This window comes from Saccharopolyspora phatthalungensis (genome assembly GCF_014203395.1).
Lineage (GTDB): Bacteria > Actinomycetota > Actinomycetes > Mycobacteriales > Pseudonocardiaceae > Saccharopolyspora > Saccharopolyspora phatthalungensis.
Genome location: NZ_JACHIW010000002.1, coordinates 293,576 through 310,618 on the forward strand (window position 1 = coordinate 293,576; position 17,043 = coordinate 310,618).

At 70.1% G+C, this 17,043-nt stretch carries 18 protein-coding genes and 2 pseudogenes; 8 read left to right on the forward strand and 12 right to left on the reverse strand.

Annotated features, from left to right (window positions below; genetic code table 11):
* Window positions 1-20 precede the first annotated feature (20 nt).
* Together BJ970_RS28270 and BJ970_RS28275 are read right to left on the reverse strand one after the other, a co-directional pair.
* Window positions 21-227, reverse strand: a complete 207-nt coding sequence (locus BJ970_RS28270) for a hypothetical protein (protein WP_184729922.1) — start codon at window positions 225-227, stop codon at window positions 21-23.
* Between the two features lie 142 nt (window positions 228-369).
* Complete coding sequence (locus BJ970_RS28275) at window positions 370-891, reverse strand: MarR family winged helix-turn-helix transcriptional regulator (protein WP_184729924.1); 522 nt, start codon at window positions 889-891, stop codon at window positions 370-372.
* 86 nt (window positions 892-977) lie between these two features.
* Here BJ970_RS28275 and BJ970_RS28280 point away from each other — a divergent pair.
* The 4 genes and pseudogenes from BJ970_RS28280 to BJ970_RS28295 all read left to right on the forward strand — a co-directional run.
* A pseudogene (locus tag BJ970_RS28280) lies at window positions 978-1,208 on the forward strand (ATP-binding cassette domain-containing protein); the annotation flags it as partial.
* Window positions 1,209-1,225: 17 nt separating this feature from the next.
* Window positions 1,226-1,891, forward strand: a complete 666-nt coding sequence (locus BJ970_RS28285) for a CatB-related O-acetyltransferase (RefSeq protein WP_184729926.1) — start codon at window positions 1,226-1,228, stop codon at window positions 1,889-1,891.
* Window positions 1,884-2,780: an alpha/beta fold hydrolase gene (locus BJ970_RS28290; protein ID WP_184729928.1), complete on the forward strand. Its 897-nt coding sequence runs from the start codon at window positions 1,884-1,886 to the stop codon at window positions 2,778-2,780. The genes BJ970_RS28285 and BJ970_RS28290 overlap by 8 nt, the downstream gene beginning before the upstream one ends.
* On the forward strand, window positions 2,777-3,610 hold the full coding sequence (locus BJ970_RS28295; RefSeq protein ID WP_184729930.1) for an SDR family NAD(P)-dependent oxidoreductase: 834 nt from the start codon (window positions 2,777-2,779) through the stop codon (window positions 3,608-3,610). The genes BJ970_RS28290 and BJ970_RS28295 overlap by 4 nt, the downstream gene beginning before the upstream one ends.
* 128 nt (window positions 3,611-3,738) lie before the next feature.
* Here the strand turns inward: BJ970_RS28295 and BJ970_RS28300 are convergent, their stop codons facing one another.
* Complete coding sequence (locus BJ970_RS28300) at window positions 3,739-4,290, reverse strand: helix-turn-helix domain-containing protein (RefSeq protein WP_184729932.1); 552 nt, start codon at window positions 4,288-4,290, stop codon at window positions 3,739-3,741.
* A 55-nt stretch (window positions 4,291-4,345) separates the two neighbouring features.
* On the opposite strand from BJ970_RS28300, the gene BJ970_RS28305 reads away from it, so the two are divergent.
* Entirely contained in the window at window positions 4,346-5,302 is a 957-nt protein-coding gene (locus BJ970_RS28305) for an alpha/beta hydrolase family protein (protein ID WP_184729934.1), read from the forward strand.
* A 95-nt stretch (window positions 5,303-5,397) separates the two neighbouring features.
* On the opposite strand, the pseudogene BJ970_RS40205 reads toward BJ970_RS28305, so the two are convergent.
* Window positions 5,398-5,583, reverse strand: a pseudogene (locus tag BJ970_RS40205) (Tn3 family transposase); the annotation flags it as partial.
* Between the two features lie 120 nt (window positions 5,584-5,703).
* Window positions 5,704-7,113, reverse strand: coding sequence for an MFS transporter (locus tag BJ970_RS28315; protein WP_312864509.1), 1,410 nt, complete (start codon window positions 7,111-7,113; stop codon window positions 5,704-5,706).
* Window positions 7,114-7,154: 41 nt separating this feature from the next.
* Between BJ970_RS28315 and BJ970_RS28320 the strand changes: the two genes are divergently transcribed.
* A complete protein-coding gene (locus tag BJ970_RS28320; protein ID WP_184729938.1) occupies window positions 7,155-7,994 on the forward strand; it encodes an ArsR/SmtB family transcription factor in 840 nt (279 codons plus the stop codon).
* Here BJ970_RS28320 and BJ970_RS28325 read toward each other — a convergent pair.
* Together BJ970_RS28325 and BJ970_RS28330 are read right to left on the reverse strand one after the other, a co-directional pair.
* Entirely contained in the window at window positions 7,930-8,298 is a 369-nt protein-coding gene (locus BJ970_RS28325) for a hypothetical protein (RefSeq protein ID WP_184729940.1), read from the reverse strand. The two genes, BJ970_RS28320 and BJ970_RS28325, sit on opposite strands and share 65 nt — an antisense overlap.
* A 31-nt stretch (window positions 8,299-8,329) precedes the next feature.
* Entirely contained in the window at window positions 8,330-9,196 is an 867-nt protein-coding gene (locus tag BJ970_RS28330; RefSeq protein ID WP_184729942.1) for an oxidoreductase, read from the reverse strand.
* A 131-nt stretch (window positions 9,197-9,327) separates the two neighbouring features.
* On the opposite strand from BJ970_RS28330, the gene BJ970_RS28335 reads away from it, so the two are divergent.
* Window positions 9,328-9,978 carry a helix-turn-helix domain-containing protein gene (locus BJ970_RS28335; protein WP_184729944.1) on the forward strand — a complete coding sequence of 217 codons (651 nt, stop codon included), beginning with the start codon at window positions 9,328-9,330 and terminating at the stop codon, window positions 9,976-9,978.
* 432 nt (window positions 9,979-10,410) lie between these two features.
* Here the strand turns inward: BJ970_RS28335 and BJ970_RS28340 are convergent, their stop codons facing one another.
* The 5 genes from BJ970_RS28340 to BJ970_RS28360 all read right to left on the reverse strand — a co-directional run bounded on the left by BJ970_RS28340 (window position 10,411) and on the right by BJ970_RS28360 (window position 14,996).
* On the reverse strand, window positions 10,411-10,659 hold the full coding sequence (locus BJ970_RS28340; RefSeq protein ID WP_184727211.1) for a hypothetical protein: 249 nt from the start codon (window positions 10,657-10,659) through the stop codon (window positions 10,411-10,413).
* A 7-nt stretch (window positions 10,660-10,666) separates the two neighbouring features.
* On the reverse strand, window positions 10,667-11,488 hold the full coding sequence (gene istB / locus BJ970_RS28345) for an IS21-like element helper ATPase IstB (protein WP_184727212.1): 822 nt from the start codon (window positions 11,486-11,488) through the stop codon (window positions 10,667-10,669).
* A complete protein-coding gene (gene istA / locus BJ970_RS28350) occupies window positions 11,485-13,185 on the reverse strand; it encodes an IS21 family transposase (RefSeq protein ID WP_184727213.1) in 1,701 nt (566 codons plus the stop codon). The genes istB and istA overlap by 4 nt, the downstream gene beginning before the upstream one ends.
* Before the next feature lie 225 nt (window positions 13,186-13,410).
* Window positions 13,411-14,640: an RNA polymerase sigma factor gene (locus tag BJ970_RS28355; protein WP_312864510.1), complete on the reverse strand. Its 1,230-nt coding sequence runs from the start codon at window positions 14,638-14,640 to the stop codon at window positions 13,411-13,413.
* Window positions 14,622-14,996, reverse strand: a complete 375-nt coding sequence (locus BJ970_RS28360) for a YciI family protein (protein ID WP_184732351.1) — start codon at window positions 14,994-14,996, stop codon at window positions 14,622-14,624. The genes BJ970_RS28355 and BJ970_RS28360 overlap by 19 nt, the downstream gene beginning before the upstream one ends.
* 91 nt (window positions 14,997-15,087) lie before the next feature.
* Here BJ970_RS28360 and BJ970_RS28365 point away from each other — a divergent pair, with 91 nt between their 5' ends.
* Window positions 15,088-16,782 carry a transposase gene (locus tag BJ970_RS28365; protein WP_446689103.1) on the forward strand — a complete coding sequence of 565 codons (1,695 nt, stop codon included), beginning with the start codon at window positions 15,088-15,090 and terminating at the stop codon, window positions 16,780-16,782.
* Window positions 16,783-17,043 lie beyond the last annotated feature (261 nt).

Genomic DNA, 17,043 nt, shown 5'->3' on the forward strand with positions numbered 1-17,043 from the left:
TCCCCGAGAGGATCACCTCGTCACTCGCCCTGCCCGTCCTCGCTCACCGTGGCGTGCGCGACAGCGTCCTGCCCGTTTGCGTCCTGCCCGTTGGAGCATTTGCCGCTCTCGCACGCCGGAGCGGGCAGGATGACGGCCGACGGCTTGGCTTGAGCGTGGGCGAGGGCGGTGCAGGTCCCGGCGAAAGCCGCGGTGGCGAGGACGATGACGCTGAGGGTACGGCGCATGATCACAGATCTCCCATCTGCTCGGCCCCGGGATCGGGGCGGGTGTTCCCAGGCCAACATCGGCGGGCACGGCGCGCAGACTGGATCACCACGACAGGCGAGCCCAACCACCCCGTTCCGGCGAAAGACCGACCCGCACGAGCTAGGGGCGGTCCTCGGCCCCGAAGCGTTCACCCAGATCCCGCAACAGGATCCGCAACAACTCGGTCAGCTGCTCCTGCTGTCCGGCATCCAGCGAATTCAGCAATGTCTCCTCGTGCCGCAGCAACTCATCCACCCGCTGCTCGATGAGCTGGTGTCCGGCGTCGGTGAGCTCCACCAGCACCGAACGACCGTCGGCACCGCCCTTGCCGCGGCGCACCAGGCCACGCTGTTCTGCTCGCGCGACCCGCTGGGAGATCGCTCCCGCGCTCACCAGCGACTGCCGTGCGATCTCCCCGGCGGCCAGTCGGTACGGCGGCCCTGACCGGCGCAATGTGCTCAAGAGGTCCCGGGTGGCTGCGTCCAGGCCGATGCGCGCATCGGTGCGGCGGCGCTCGTCCTCCAGCAGCTTCGCGATCCGCCACACCCGGGTGATGATCCCGATCGACGACACCGGCATACCCGGGCGTTCCCGCTGCCACGCCTGCTGGATCCGGTCCACGCCGTCCTCGGTCTGCGACATGACCGCACAGCGTAGAGCGCCGGCGGCGATGTCGGAAAACGCGTTGCCGGTCGGCGTGGCCGCGGCGCTAGGATCATCGCCGCCATTCGGTCGGCCAGCGCCGCCGGCTGGCCCTGGCGCTGCTGCTCGCCGACCCACCACAGGTGTTGTTGCTGGACGAACCCGCCAACCACCTCTCCCGGACCCTCGTCGGCGAGCTCGAAAACGCCCTGCACACCGCGCCCGGGGCCATCGTGGTCGCCAGCCGCGACCGCTGGCTGCGGCGACGCTGGAACGGGCCCACCCTGAAGTTGCACGACGGTCGTTGCTGTGCCTGAGGAAGGGAGCCAGCGCCATGCCCGACACACCCGACCCCGCCCAGGTGCACCCCAGCACCCGGCCCGAGCTGACCAACGTCACCTTTCTGTCCACAGTGGTCCGCTCCCCGCTGATCGAGATCGGCGAGTACACCTACTACGACGACCCCGACGGCGCCGCAGAGTTCCAGAGCCGCAACGTGCTCTACAACTACGGCCCCGCCAAGCTGCGCATCGGCCGGTTCTGCGCACTGGCCACCGGGACGCGGTTCATCATGCCCGCCGGCGACCACCCCATGATCGGCTGCGCCACCTACCCGTTCACGATCTTCGGCGGTGACTGGACGCAGGCCACCCGAGACATCGCCACCGGCCTGCCCAGCAAGAGCGACACGGTCGTCGGAAACGACGTCTGGTTCGGCCGCGACACCACCATCATGCCCGGCGTGCACATCGGTGACGGAGCCATCATCGCCACCGGCGCGGTGGTCACCGGCGACATTCCCGCATACGGAATCGCCGGCGGCAACCCGGCCCGAGTGATCCACCGCCGCTTCTACGACGCCGACGTCGAACTGCTGCAGCGCATCGCCTGGTGGAACTGGCCCATCCAGGCCATCACCGACCACGTGCGCACCATCATGGCCGGACACCCCAAAGAACTCGCCGCACTGGCCCGCCGGGAAGGACTGCTCGATGCCTGAACGCCGCATCACCACCCCCGACGGGCTGCAACTGTGGACCGAATCCCGCGGCGACCCCACCGCCCCACCTGTGCTGCTGATCATGGGCGCCAACGCCAACGCGCTCGGCTGGCCCGACGAATTCGTCGACACCCTCGCCGCGCGACGGCTGCATGTGCTGCGCTACGACCACCGCGACACCGGCCGCTCCACCCACCTCGACATCACCGGCTACTCGCTGGCGGACATGGCACGCGATGCCGTGGCCGTGCTCGACGGGCACGGCATCGCCACCGCGCACGTCGTCGGCCTGTCCCTGGGCGGCACCCTCGGCCAGCTGCTCGCCCTGGATCACCGCCACCGGCTGCGCACCCTGACCCTGATGGTCACCGCGGCCCTCGACGTCGACTTCGCCGAGGCGATGCGCCGCGCCATCGAAGGCGAACCCACCGATCTGCCCACCCCCACCCCGCGGATCGTCACCGCGATGGCCCACCGCAGCGACCCCGCACCCGACCGCGACACCGCGATCGAGCGCCGGGTGGCCCAGTGGCGGCTGCTCGCCGGCGACGAAATCCCTTTCGACGCGGCGGAATTCCGCCGCTGGGAGAACGCCGCGATCGAGCACGCCGGCAGCTACCAGCAACCCGGCGCGCACGCCTTCGCCAGCCCTGTGCCCACCGAACGCGGCGCCGAACTGCGGCATGTCACCACCCCGACCCTGATCATCCAGGGCCCGCTGGATCCCATCAACCCGCCCCCGCACGGCCAGCACCTCGCCGACCTCATCCCCGGTGCCCGCTGCACGAGCATCCCCGGGCTCGGCCACGCCCTGCCCAGCGCCCTGCACCAGACGATCAGCACCACCATCACCGACCACATCGCACGATTCGAGAGGACCACCGCGTGATCGACCCCCGCCTGCGCGACCGCGTCGCCGTGATCACCGGCGCGAACAGCCCGCTGGGCATCGGCGCCGGCATCGCCCGCGCCCTGGCCCGCCAAGGTGCCAAAGTCGTGCTCGCTTCCCTGCCAGACAAACCCCCGACCAGCGCGGCCCGCGGCGCCGACCGCTCCTACGGCGCGGCCAAGGCCACGGATACCGATCACGTGCGCGACGCCTTACGCGCCGATGGCGTCGAGGCCGAATCCCTGGCCGTCGACCTCGCCGATCCGGCCGCCGCCCCGGCGATCTTCGACCACGCCGAGGCCCGCCTCGGGCCGGTGGAGATCCTGGTCAACAACGCCGCCCGCTGCGTGCCGGACACCTTCAGGCCCGAACCCACACGCGGCCTGACCACCGTCGACGCGGCCAGCCTGGACGCCCACCACGCCGTCAACACCCGGGCCCCGGCACTGCTGATGGCCGAATTCCACCGCCGCCACCTACGCCGCAAGGCCACCTGCGGCCGCATCATCAACATCTCCACCGACGCCGCGCCCGGCGCGGCCGACCAGATCTCCTACTGGGCCACCAAGAACGCACTGGAATCGCTGAGCCGGTCGGCGGCCATCGAACTCGGCCCGGCCGGCATCACGGTCAACGTCATCGCGCCCGGCCCCGTGCAGACCGGCTGGATCAGCGACGCCATGAACGCCCGCTTCGCCGAACTCAGCCCGCTGGGCCGCGTCGGCCGCCCCGACGACATCGCCGACCTCGCGGTCTTCCTCGCCTCCCACCAAGCCCGCTGGGTCACCGGCCAAACCATCTACGCAGGCGGCGGAAAACGCATGATCTAACACCAGGTGTCATGGGCGCACAACGAAAACCCGCACCCCGCGTCGCCGTCCGTCACGGCCCAGGACTCCCGAAACTACGGCCAGGGGTCATCTAGCGCGTCCGGTGGAATCGCCACCGACCTGCCGGGCTAGGTGGCCAGGGGAGGATCAATCACCTCGTCGCTGGGTATGACCACCAGGCTGACGAGGCGGCGCGTGCGGTCCGGACCGGGATCGCGGCCGGCTCGGGCGGTGACGGCCGTGCGTAGTTCGGCAAGCAGTTCGGCGAGTTCCTCGTTGGTCAGCCACAGTGCGACCTGCTGGTAGGTCACGCCGTCCGCCGTAGGGTCGGCCGACTCCCCCGCCAGGTACTGGTCGAAGTCGGCCAGCAGGCTGCCGGTGAAGGCGGTGAAGGCGCGCCTGTGGTCGTCGGGAGTCATGGCGGCGCGGTCGGCCGCGTCGATCGCGCCGCGATCCCAACGCAGCCGGTAGGTGCGCTCCACCATGCCGCCTACCGGCTTCTCGGCCAGCACTTCCAGCACGCCGGCCTCGGCGAGGACAGCGACATGCCGATACATCGTCGCCGGCGCAATGTCGGGCAACCGCCTGCGCAGCTGCGTGGTCGTGCTAGGCCGCCCGTCCAGCAGCGCTCGCAGGATACGCAGCCGTACGGGGTGCAGCAGAAGATCCAGGGTTGCCATGACCTTAGTTTCTCATGAATGATATCGGTATCACAATTGATAAACCGGAGGATGGATGAACACCCCGCACGACTCGACCACGCAGCCGACACCCGCCGCACCAGGCGGATCACGTGACGTCGAGACGACGCTGGCCGCCGCCGACGGCATTCCCCTGCACGGCACGCTCACACTGCCCGCCGGCCCCGGCCCACACCCCGCCGTGCTGTGCCTACCAGGCTCGGGACGGCTGGATCGCGAATCCAACGCCGGACGAGTGCGGATGGCCCTGGGCAGCCCCCTGGCCCAGGCCCTGGCCCGACACGGAATCGCATCACTGCGCTACGACCGGCGCGGCGTGGGCGCGACACCTGGCGACTGGCGGAGCGTCGGCTTCCTGGACAACCGCGCCGACGCCGCCGCCGCGCTGCGAGCCCTCCGCGCACATCCGGAAATCCAGGCACACGCGGTCGGCGTGGTCGGGCACAGCGAAGGCGCAGTGCACGCCATATGGCTGGGCGCCCACGCACACCCGGCGGCCCTGGTGATGCTCGCCGGCTACGCCCGTCCCGGCAAACAGGCGCTGCGGTGGCAGGCCGCACGCATGGCCGCGACCCTGCCACGCCCGCTTCGGCCGCTGCTGTCGGTCCTGCGCCGGACCGCCACTCGTCAACTGACCAAACTGCAGAGCACCACGACCGACGTGGCCCGGATCGGCGGGGCGCGGCTCAACGCCCGTTGGTGGCGCGAGCAACTGGCCTACGATCCCGGCGCCGACTTGGCCCGCGTCCATGCCCCGGTGCTGGCGATCACCGGCGAGAAGGATCTCCAGGTCGATCCCGACGATCTCGGCGTGATCGCGTCCCTGGTGCCGGGCGGAGCCGACATCCGGCGCGTCCCTGACCTGACCCATCTGCTGCGGCGTGATTCGGGTCCGGCGTCGCTGCTGTCCTATCCTCGACTGTTGCGCCAGCCGGTGGACGCCGACCTTCTGACCGATGTCGCGCGGTGGTTGGCTCAACGGCTTCGCTGAGCCACAACAACCACGGCACAAGCCGCCCGCAGTGGGCCGCCCCCTCATCTGCCGCATAGCGCGTGTTGACCGCCCCGGCTACGCAGTCCTGGCGCCTAGGCCGGTTTGGTCATGTCCAAGCGGAACCTTCCGTACGGGTTCACATGCGACCAGAAAAGCGCGCTCAAGGCTCTGCGGTCCTCGGCGATCCGCCGCTTCTCCCAGGATGGATCGTCCAAAACCCGTGGTATCAACAGGGTATTGATGAAGACGAGACTGCCCTGCAACAGGTGGAGAGCCAAAGGCTCGGTGAACGCGAACCCGTGCGTGTCGGTGTAGTTGGCCTCGGCGTCCGCGTCCGTGTCGTAAGGAACTACCCCGCGCTACATGCCCCTGGCCGTAGTTTCCGGAGTCCTGGGCCGTCACCGCGCGGCGGGCGTACAGTCGGCGGCGCTTCGGCATCGCCCGCCCCCGGATTCGCGGGCGAAGACGCTGACCACGATCGCCACCAGCCACAACAGCACCGCCACCACGGCCACGTGGTGCAACCCGGTGACGAAATCACCCCGCACCGCAGGAGAACCAGCGACCGTGCCGAACACCGCGACCCCCAGCGCGGTACCGGTCTGCCGCATGGTGTTGTTCACGCCGCTGGCCAGCCCTGACCGCTGCGGCCCGAGCGCCCCGACCGCGGTGGCCACCACCGATGTGGTCAGCAACCCGGCGCCGACCCCGCACGCCACCAGCACCGGCACCACCGCGTCATAACGGCCCTCCGGAGTCGCCAGACCCCAGCACACCGACCCGGCCGCCGCGATCGCTGCCCCGCACAGCATCGGCACCCGCGGCCCGAACCGTGCCACCATCCACCCGGCCACCGGGGCCAGCAGCACCAGCGGAACCAGCAGCGGCAACAGCAGCACACCGGTGCGCGCGGGTGTGTTCCCACCGAGGCTCTGCAAATACAAGGTGAGCACGAACAGCGTTCCGTTCACGCTGAGATTCATCAGCAGCGCCACCACGTTCGCCGCCACGAACGGCCGGTTGGCCAGCAGCGTGCGTGGCACCCGGCGACCGGCCAGGCCCAGCGCGATCACCGCCACCACCAACGCCCCCAGCACCACGGCATTCCCCCCGGCTTGACCGGTCTCGATCACCGCGAACACCACGGCGGTCAGCCCCAGGACCGCGCCGGTCAGCGCCCCGACGCGCACCCGCTGCCCGGGATCGCCGGGCAGGTCCGGCACCAGCAGGCGGATCCCCGCGACCGCGGCGATGACAACGGGCACGTTCAGTGCGAACACCAATCGCCAGCCACCCCATTCGATCAGCACCCCACCCAGCAGCGGCCCGGCAGGCAGTGCCAGTGACGACACCGCCGCCCACACCCCCAAGGCCCGCGCCCGCGCAGCCGGATCCGGATACACCGTGGTGATCACCGCCATGCTGCCCGGCAGCAGCAACGCCGCCCCGAGCCCCTGCACCGCGCGCGAGACCACGAGCACCCCGAGACCGGGGGCCACCGCGCACCCCACCGACGCCGCCCCGAACAGCACCATCCCGGCCAGCACCAACCGACGGTGCCCGAACCGGTCGCCCAGCATGCCGCCGATCAGCAACACCCCGGCGATGCTCAGCGCATACCCGTCGACCACCCACTGCGTGCCGGCCATCCCGGCACCGAAGGCGTCGCGGATGCTGGGCAGCGCCACATTGACCACCGTGACATCCAGCAGCACCAGGAACATGCCCGCGCACGTCACCGCCAACACCAGGGCGGGAGAACCACCATCTCGTCGCATCACCACGTCCCGAGCCTGCCCCACGGACACTTCAGGGCAGCCTGAAACGTCGTGGACGCATCATGGAGCACATGGCAGTTCAAGGAGACAGCGACATCGCCCCGGTGGCCGCGCTGTTCGCCGAGCCCGGCCGCGCCAACGTGCTGCAGGCATTGGCCGACGGACGTGCGCTGCCCGCCTCGGTGCTGGCCGGCGAAGCCGGGCTGTCGGCCAGCGCCGCCAGCGCGCACCTGGCAAAGCTTCGCGACGGCGGGCTGATCGAGGTCGAACGGTCCGGGCGGCACCGCTACTACCGCATCGCCGACAACCGAGTGGCCGCCGTGCTGGAAGCCCTGGCCGCCATCGCCCCGGCCCGACCGGTGCGCTCGCTGCGCCAGGGCACCCGCGCGGCCGCCGTGCGGGAGGCCCGCAGCTGCTACGACCACCTCGCCGGGCGCCTCGGTGTCGCGGTCACCGCGGCGCTGCTGGACCACGGAGCCCTCGCGGCCGCCGACGGCATCCCCGACACCCGCCGCCGCCCCGGCGACGGACTGTCCGTGCAGCTCAGCGAGCACCCGTACCGACTCGGCCCGCACGCCGAGCCGGTCTTCGCCGCCCTCGGGGTGGATCTCGACGCCGTGCGGACCGGGCCGTCCCGGCGACCGCTGCTGCGGTTCTGCGTCGACTGGAGCGAGCAACGGCATCATCTCGCCGGGCGCCTCGGCGCGGCGTTGCTGAGCGCGCTGCTCGACTCCGGCTGGCTAGCCCGCAAGCCCCAGCAACGGGCGCTCAAGCTCACCGACACAGGCGCCGACGGGCTCCACTCTGTTCTCGGGGTCAGGGTTCTCGGGGTCGGAGCTCCGGGTGTCACGCCGGGCGAGTCCGGTCGGTCAGCAACCGCACCGCCAACCCAGCCAGCACCGTGCCCATGAAGTAGCGCTGCACCCGAAGCCACCGCGGACGCCGCGCCAGCGCACCGGCTACCGAACCGGCAGTCACCACCATCACGGCGTTGACCGACAACGCCACCACGATCTGCACCAGGCTCAACGTCAAGCTCTGCACCGCCACCCCGCCCCGCGCGGGATCATGTTCGGCCCCGGCGAAAGCACCAGGCCCAGCGCCACCCCCGCGATCGCCACCACTGCCGAAAGATCGACCACCACCGCGCCTCCCGCTGCCAACGAACGTGGTGATCGCACGGTAGACAGCCGCGACAGCGGCGCCAACGGCCAATCCGGCACTCCTGGCCTGCTGGGCTGCTGGGCTACCCGCCGAGCTCGGCCAGGTCGCCGGGCCCAAGCCGCAGCCCGGTCGCCGCGACGTTGTCCTCCAGATGCGCCACCGAACCCGTGCCCGGAATCGCCAACGCCACCGGGGAAACCGCCAGCAACCAGGCCAACGACACCTGAGCGACACTCGCCGAAAGCCGCCGCGCCACGGACCGCACCCCGGCCATGTCCACCGGCAAGCCACCGCCGAGCGGAGCGAAGGGCACGTAGGCGATTCCGAGCCGCTCGCAGTCGGCCAGCACCTGGCGGTCCGCGTTGTGCCGCACGTGGAAGTGGTTCTGTACGGCCACGACCGGAGCGATCGAACGCGCCTGCGCGAACTGTGCGGCGTCCACATTGCTCAGCCCGAGGTGGCGGATCAGCCCGGACTCGCGTAATTCCGCCAGCACCGCGAACCGATCCGCCACCGAAGTCCCGTCCGGCTCCAGCCCGCCCGGCCGCAAGTACACCAGGTCCAGCCGCGGCACCCCGAGCCGCCGCAGATCCTCCTCGACCAGACCGCGCAAGTCCGCCGGCCGCGCCTGGCCCCGGAAGATCCCGTCGGCGCCGCGCATCGGCCCCACCTTCGTCGCGATCACCACATCCTCGCGAAGCGGCGACAACGCCTCCCGGATCACCTCGTGCGCCTGCGTGCCGCCAAGGCGGTAGAAACCGGCCGTGTCGATGTGATTGACGCCCAGCTCCACGGCCCGCCGCACCACCGCCACTCCCGTGGCCGGATCGCGCGGCGGCCCCGCTAACGAATTCGCGACCAACCGCATCGCCCCGAAACCAAGCCGATTGACCCGCAGGTCGCCACCCAGCAGAAACTCGCCGCCCACCGCGGCCGTCACGTTCGTCATGGCCACCAGCGTCGTGACCACACCCGGCCGCCGCCACCACCTGGCAGCTTGCTGCCACCAGCGGTCTTCTCGGTGGCTTTCCCGCCGCAGAAGATGATCAGGCTGCCTGCGCCGCGATTAGACTGGGCGGCGTGGCAGACGAGGCGATCACGGTGCGCGGGGAGCAAGAGCTCACCCGCCGCGCCGCGCACCTGTTCTCCGGTGCCCGCACCGAGTTCGTGTGCGCGGCCACCGACCTCAACACCTGGTCACATCCGCGCATCCACGCGCGCCGCAGCGTCCCGCACCCGCCCGGCCTGCGGGTGCGCAAGCTGTTCACCCCGGCCGCGCTCACCGATCCGCACCAGCAGCAGCACCTCATGCGGATCGCCGAAGCCGGCGCGCAGGTGCGCATCTGCGCCGCACCGCTGCCACACGAGACGATCATCATCGACCGCCAGGCGATGATCCTTGCCGGTGCGCGTATCGCGGGCGAGCGCGAGTTCACCGCGACCACGAAGCCGGCCCTCATCGACGGGGTGCACGCCCTGTTCGACGCCACCTGGCAGGCCGCCACCCCGCTGACCGACTACCTGCGCCAGGACCTGCCGCAGATCGACCCGACCGGCCGCAGCATCCTGCAGGCGCTCGGTGCCGGGCTCACCGACGAAGCCGCCGCCCGCCGCATCGGCGTCTCGCTGCGCACCTACCGGCGGCGCGTCGCCGAACTCATGACGCTGCTGCAGGCCCAGTCCCGCTTTCAAGCCGGTGCCCGGGCCGGGGAACTCGGCCTCATCCGCTGACCCGCAGCGCAAGCCCACCCCTGGTCGGCACGATCAGTCGTCGTCCTTGACCCGGGCGCTCACCGGAAGGGCACCCAGCCCCGTGGGCAGCCCAACGATTCCTCACCCCAGGCGCAGCCGGGAAGGCTCATCACGTGCACATCCACGTGAATTCGCCTTGCACCACAGGCAAAGCTGTTTTTGCCGGTGTTTTCTGGACCCGTTGGTCCGGGTTGTTCAGGCTCCGGTGCCGGGTGTGTCCGGCGGGCTGGGCCGCCGGGGGCTGACGGTGTCCGGCGAGTTTTGGCCCCGCCCCTGGATGGGTGAAACTTCGCGGGTGCCGAGTGGTGTGCGCTCCGGTGAACGGGGTGGAGAGCTAGCGTTCTGCTCGCCGGGTGTTCATGGCTCCGCCTCCGACAAGGCTGGATCCGTGAGCAGTCGGCCCTTTTTCGTTTAGGGCCTTGGCTGAGCGGCGGCGGTGAGGGCCAGCTGGTCGAGGAACGCGGGCAGCCCGGCGATGGCGTGATCTCCGCGGGCGATGAGGAACACGCGCAGCTCGTGGTGCACCGCGGGGCTGGCGGTGCCGAGGAAGTCCGCGCAGACGCCGAGGAGCTCGAGCAGGTGCGACCGGCTCGGCCCCTCGGCCGGGTCAGCGACGGACAGGTCGTCGGGTGGTTCGTCGCCGATCCAGAGTTGCGGCATCAGCGGGTCAGCCGCGCGGGCGTTGCTGGGTGGCGCGCAGCCGGTAGGACTCGGCGCCGGTCTCGATGATGTTGCCGTTGAAGGTGAGCCGATCGACGATCGCGGAGCAGAGCCGTTTGTCGGTGAAGGTCTGGTCCCATTCGGAGAACGGGGCGTTGGAGGCGATGGCGATCGCGCTGCGTTCCTCTCGGTCGGTGAAGACCTGGAACAGCAGCTTCGCGCCGGCCTTGTCCAGGTCGAGGTAGCCGAATTCGTCCAAGCAGAGCAGGTCGACCTTGCTGTAGCGGTTGAGCACGCGGGTCAGCTGCCGGTCGTCGGCGGCCTCGGCGAGCTCGTTGACCAGGTTCGCTGTCGTGGTGTAGCGGACTTTCAGCCCGGATTCGGCGATCGCGGTGCCGATGCCGATCAGCAGATGCGACTTGCCGGTGCCGGACTGGCCGATCAGGCAGAGCGGCTGCCCGGCGTTGACCCAGCCTGGGGTGGTGAGGGTGTTGATGACCTCGGGAACGACGTTCGGGTTGGCGGCGAAGTCGAAGTCGTCGAGCCGCTTCGAGCGGGGGAAGTTCGCCTCGCGGACGCGGCGGATCTTGCGGCGTTCGTCGCGGTGCTCGCATTCGGCGTCGAGCAGGGTGAGCAGGAACGCCTTGTAGGACGCCTGTTCCCGCAATGCCGCGGCGGCGAGTTCCTCGAACCGGGAGCCGATGGTGGGCAACCGCAGCGTGCGGCAGGCCTGGTCGATCAGGGCGTCCATGCTGTCGACGCCGGGCGCGACGGCCGGAACGGTCGCCGCGGTGGCAGAGGTGGTGGGCGCGGGCAGGGTGGCGGTCATGCGGAGGTGCCTTTCGTGCGGCGAAGCAGCTGGTCGTAGATCGCCACCGAGGGCAGCGGGGTCGAGGTCGCGGGCAGTTCCCGGCGCGAACGCAGGGAGATCACCGGTGCAGCGGTGCTCACCGGCGTGGGTGGGGCGTGCTCGCGGGGATCAGGGGTGTCGTCGATGATCTTCGGGATCACCGTGGTGTCGATGCCGAGGTCGGACAGGTCGGCATCGTCGAGCAGCGGCTGGTCGCGGGCGGTGCTGGCGGCGGCCTTGCGGGCTTCGATCGCGACCAGCTCCGGGCTGGTCGACCCGGCGTCCAGCGCGGTGGTGATGCCGGTGATCACCGCCTCGGCGGGCAGGCGGCGGTGCAGCAGCAGGACCTCGATCAGCGCACGGGTCCCGTCGCCGTTGCCGTGCGCGGCGCGAGCGGCCGACCAGAACGCCTCGTGCGCCGAGGTGAAGGTGCCCTCGGCGCGGGCGGTGGCCAGCGCGGTGGACCCCGCCAGCGCGCCGGGCTTGCCGAGCAGGATCTCCAGGTAGTGATCCAGCTCGTCATGCGACTCGCCGCGGCGGGTGAGCCGGACGTGCCGGGCGATGATCGTGGTGCGGTCGAACACCAGCACCTCGTTGGCGCGCAACGAGACTCGCACTTTCCGGCCGATGAACCGCGCCGGCACCGAGTACTGCGACTGCCGCACGGTGATCCGCGAATCCCGGCCGACCTTCGGGGTCAGCGTGCTGCCGGTGTCGAACTCCTCGAACGGGACCGGCGCGAGCAGCTCGGCCTCGTGGGCGAAGTTGAACCCGATGCTGACCCGTTGTCCGTGCAGGATCCGCTCGTCCTCGGCCAGGTCGATCGCGGCGATCTTCTCATTCAGCTCGGTCAGGCTGGCGACCTCCGGGACCGGGACCAGATGCGTGCGGCGGAACCGGCCGCCTTCCTGCTCGACGCCGCCTTTTTCGTGCGCGCCGTCTTTGCCCGGGATGCAGTAGAAGGCATCGAAACCGAAGTGTGAACGGAATTTGACCCAGTTCTGGGACTCGACGCGAGAGCGGCCGAAGCAGACCCGCTGGACCGCGGGTCGCAGGTTGTCGTAGCGGATGTGGCGGGTCGGGATCCCGCCCAGCGCCCGGAACGCCTCGACGTGGCCTTCCATGAACGCCTCCTGCCCTTCGGACAGGAACACGCGGTGCACCGCGCGACCGCTGAAACTGAGCCGCAGCGTGAACAGGTGACACTTCAGCACCGTGCCCGCGACGCGGACCCACACGTCGGCGAAGTCGACCTCGGCTTCCTCGCCGGGCTGATGCTGCTGGGGCACCATGCCCTGCAGGTGCCGCTGTTCCTCGCGCAGCTCGGCCACCAGCTCCGGCCGCCGCCGGGCGACGTACTCGTAGACCACGGTCCGGCCCGCTGCGGTGAACCCATGCTCTGTGATCAGCCGCTGGTAGATCCGCGCGGTCGTGTGCTTCTGCTTGCGCGGCGCCGACAGATCCGCGCGCAGCATCTCGTCGATCAACCCATAAGCCGGCTCCAGCACCGAGCGGCGCGGCGGCGGCTTCTTCCGTTCCTTGGGCACCGCAGACTCCAGCGCTTCCCGCACCGTCCGGCGGTGCACCCCATACCGCTCGGCCAACGCCCGGACCGACAGGTCCGGCTCCAACCGCCGATCACGGCGTATGCGTGCGAACAACTCAACGCGCGACAACGACAACTCCGGCCTCCGACACGACCGCTTGGATTCAAGGCGCACATCGTTGCCCGTACCAACGGGGGAAGACCGGTCCTTCACACCATCGTGGGCGTGTCCACATCGGACACGGTGGGGCCAAAACCCACCGGACGAACTCAGCCGGGGCCAGAACTCACCGGACAACCGGGGCCGGAACTACCCGGCATAAACAGGCAAAGCCGCAAATAGCCGCAGATCCCATCACGCCGGGCCCCGGCCCAGCGCCTGGCGTGCGCGCTGCAGGAAGTCACGTTCGGCCGCGTTGCCGGTGCCTGCGATCGCGGCATCGTAGGCACCGGCGGCCTCCTCGGTGCGGCCCAGCCGACGCAACAGGTCCGCGCGGACGGCGTGGAACACGTGGTAGCCACCGAGATCGAGCTCCTCGACCAGGGCGAGTGCGGCTTGCGGCCCCTCGACCTCCGCTATCGCCACCGCGCGGTGCAGCGCCACAACTGGGCTCGGTGCGACCGCCAGCAACTGGTCATACAGCGCCAGGATCTGCCGCCAGTCGGTGTCCGCCGCGGTCGGTGCGTCGCTGTGCACGGCGTTGATCGCCGCCTGGATCTGGTATGGGCCGGGCTGGTTACGGCGCAGGCATCGCTGGACGATGGCCTGCCCTTCGGCGATCAGGACCGGATCCCACCGGCTGCGGTCCTGATCGGCCAGCAGCACCAGCGCACCCTCGGCGGTGGTGCGAGCGGCCCGCCGCGACTCGATCAGCAGCATCAGCGCCAGCAGACCCATGACCTCGGGCTCATCGGGCATGAGCCCGGCCAGCAGCCGTCCCAGCCGGATGGCCTGCGCGCACAGGTCCTCCCGGGCCAGCTGCTGCCCCGAGCTGGCCGTGTATCCCTCGTTGAACACGAGGTAGATCACGGCCAGCACCGCGCGCAACCGGACCGGCAGGTCGGCCTGCTCCGGCACCCGGTACGGGATGCCGGCGTCGCGGATCTTGTTCTTGGCGCGCACCAGCCGCTGGGCCATCGCCGGCTCGGCCACCAAGAGCGCCCGGGCGATCTCGGCGGTGGTCAGCCCGCCCAGCAAACGCAGCGTCAGGGCCACCTGCGCGGCGGTGGCCAGCGCCGGGTGACAGCAGGTGAAGATCAGCCGCAACCGGTCGTCGCGCACGGGCCCCTCCTCGGCGGGTTGCTCACGGGCGTGCAGCAGCGCGGCCTGGGCGTGCCGGTCCGCGCGGGAGGACTCCCGGCGCAATCTGTCGATCGCCCGGTTGCGGGCCGTCGTGATGATCCAGCCCGCCGGGCTCGGTGGTAGCCCGGTAGACGGCCACCGAGCCACCGCCGCGGCGAAGGCGTCCTGGACCGCCTCCTCGGCGATGTCGATGTCGCCGAACACGCCGACCAGGGCGGCGACCGCGCGGCCGTACTCCGCGCGGAAAACCCGGTCGATCTCCGCTACGCCGGCGGTTGGCACGTCATCTCGGCGGCCTCGCCCTGCAACGGCCGCACCTCGATCGGCAGCGTGATCATCCTGGCCAGCTTGCGCCCCCATGCCAAGGCGGCATCCAGATCCGGTGCCTGGATGACGGTGAACCCGCCGAGGTGCTCCTTACCCTCGGTGAACGGACCGTCGGTGGTGAGCACCTCCTCGCCCCGCGCGCGCAGCACGGTGGCGGTGCTCGGCGGGTGCAGGCCCCCGGCGAAGACCCACGCCCCGGCGGCCCTCATCTCGGCGTTCAATGCTTGCAGGTCGCGCATGATCGGCTCCAGGACATCCGGCGGCGGCGGGGGACCGTCGGGCTGGTAGATGCTGAGCAGGTACTGCTTCATCATGGTCTCCTAGGTGGCTGGTGTTTTGGGTTGCTAAGGATCGGGGTGTGTCGGTGTTCCGTCGGGGTGATCGTTTGGCAGGATGTCGGGGGTGACGTTGGGACGCGCGCCGCGGCAGGGTGATCTGCTGCGATCGACGGTGGATTACTGTGAGGGCCGGGTCGCGGCGGGTTCGATTTATGGGGTGTTGCATCGGGAGTGCTTCAGTCTGTTCCCGGATGAGATGTTCGCGGATCTGTTCACCGATGTGGGTCGCCGGTCGGTGCCGCCGATGATCGTGGCGGTGGTGATGGTGTTGCAGCGTGTCGAGGGCCTGTCGGATCGGGAGGCGGTGGAGCGGTTCGCATTTGACACGCGCTGGAAGTACGCCGCCGGTGGCCTGGATTTCGACTATCCGGGGTTCGTGCACACCGTGCTGGTGGACATGCGGGCCCGGTTGGCCCGCTCGGCTCGGCCGGACCGGATCTTCGAGACGGTGCTGGATGTCGCGCGTCAGGCGGGTCTGGTCGGGTGCAGGAGGGTGCTGGACTCGACCCCGTTGTATGACGCGGTCGCGACGATGGACACCATCACCCTGATCCGCTCGGCGATCCGTGGTCTGCTGGCCACCGCTGAGGCCGGACTGGCCGCCCGGTTGCGGGCGGTGCTCACCTCCGGAGATGACTACGCCGGAGCGGGCAAACCCCTGATCGACTGGGACGACCAGGCCGCCCGGGAGGCGTTGATCGACTCCCGGGCCCGGGACGGGTTCGCGATGCTGACCCTGATGGAAGGCCAGAAGTGGACCAAGTGCGTGGATGAGGCCGCGCGCCTGCTGGCCACGGTGCTGGGCCAGGACCTGACCGAAGACAGCGACGGGGTGTTCCGGATCGCCCGCCGGGTCGCCCCGGACCGGGTCATCTCCACCGTCGATCCCGAAACCCGCCATGGCCACAAAACGCAGGCCCGCGGTTTCGACGGCTACAAAGGACATCTCGCCATCGACCCCGACAGTGAGATCGTCACCGCCACCGAAGTCACCCCCGGCAACAGCGGCGACGCCGAGACCGCCGAGACCCTCCTGTCCGACATCCTGCCCTCCGAAGCCGAAGCCGAAGCCGAAGCCGAAGCCGAAGCCGAAGCCGAAGCCGAAGCCGAAGCCGAAGCCGAAGCCGAAGCCGAAGCCGAAGCCGAAGCCGAAGCCGAAGCCGAAGCCGAAGCCGAAGCCGGGGATGAGGGTCAGGCCGCGGTATATGGGGATGCGGCCTATGGGGCGGGGGAATTGCTGGAAAGGCTGGACGAGAATGGGATCCACAATGGGCTCAAGGTGCAACCGCCGGCTGCGGTGAAAGGCCATTTTCCCAAGGACCGTTTCGATATCGACCTTGAGCAGCAGACCGTGACCTGCCCGGCCGGGCATACCGCACCCATTCGCGCCCGTGAGCGTCACGCTGGGGCGGCCAACTTCGGCGTCGTGTGCGCCACCTGCCCGCTGGCCGCACAGTGCACCACCGCCAAGACCGGCCGCACCATCACCATCAGCCCCCACGAAGCCGCACTGGCCGCCGGTCGTGCCCGCCAGACCGACCCCGCCTGGAAGGCTGACTACCGCGCCACCAGGCCCAAAGTCGAACGCAAGATCGGCCACCTGATGCGCCACCGCCACGGCGGACGACGGGCCCGTGTCCGAGGACTGCGGAAAGTGGCCGCTGATTTCTCGCTGCTGGCCGCCGCGGTCAACCTCGCTCGACTGGGCGTGCTCGGGATAACCCGCAAGGCAGGCGGATGGGCCGTGACGACCGCCTGACCAGACCAACGCCCAGCCCATCACCAACACCACACGTCCTCCCCACCGATAACCGGCACACGCGACACACAAACCCACCGACCACACTCGAAAACGATCGGCAATCACACCCACCGCCCGCCACGCTAAGACCAGAGCAAACACCTCAAAACCCCGTTCGACACCAGCCACCTAGCACTAGCGAAACCGGCACCACGCCGGCTTCTCACCCACTAGACGAACGGCCGCGGAGCGGATCGACACACCCTGCGAAGAGATTTC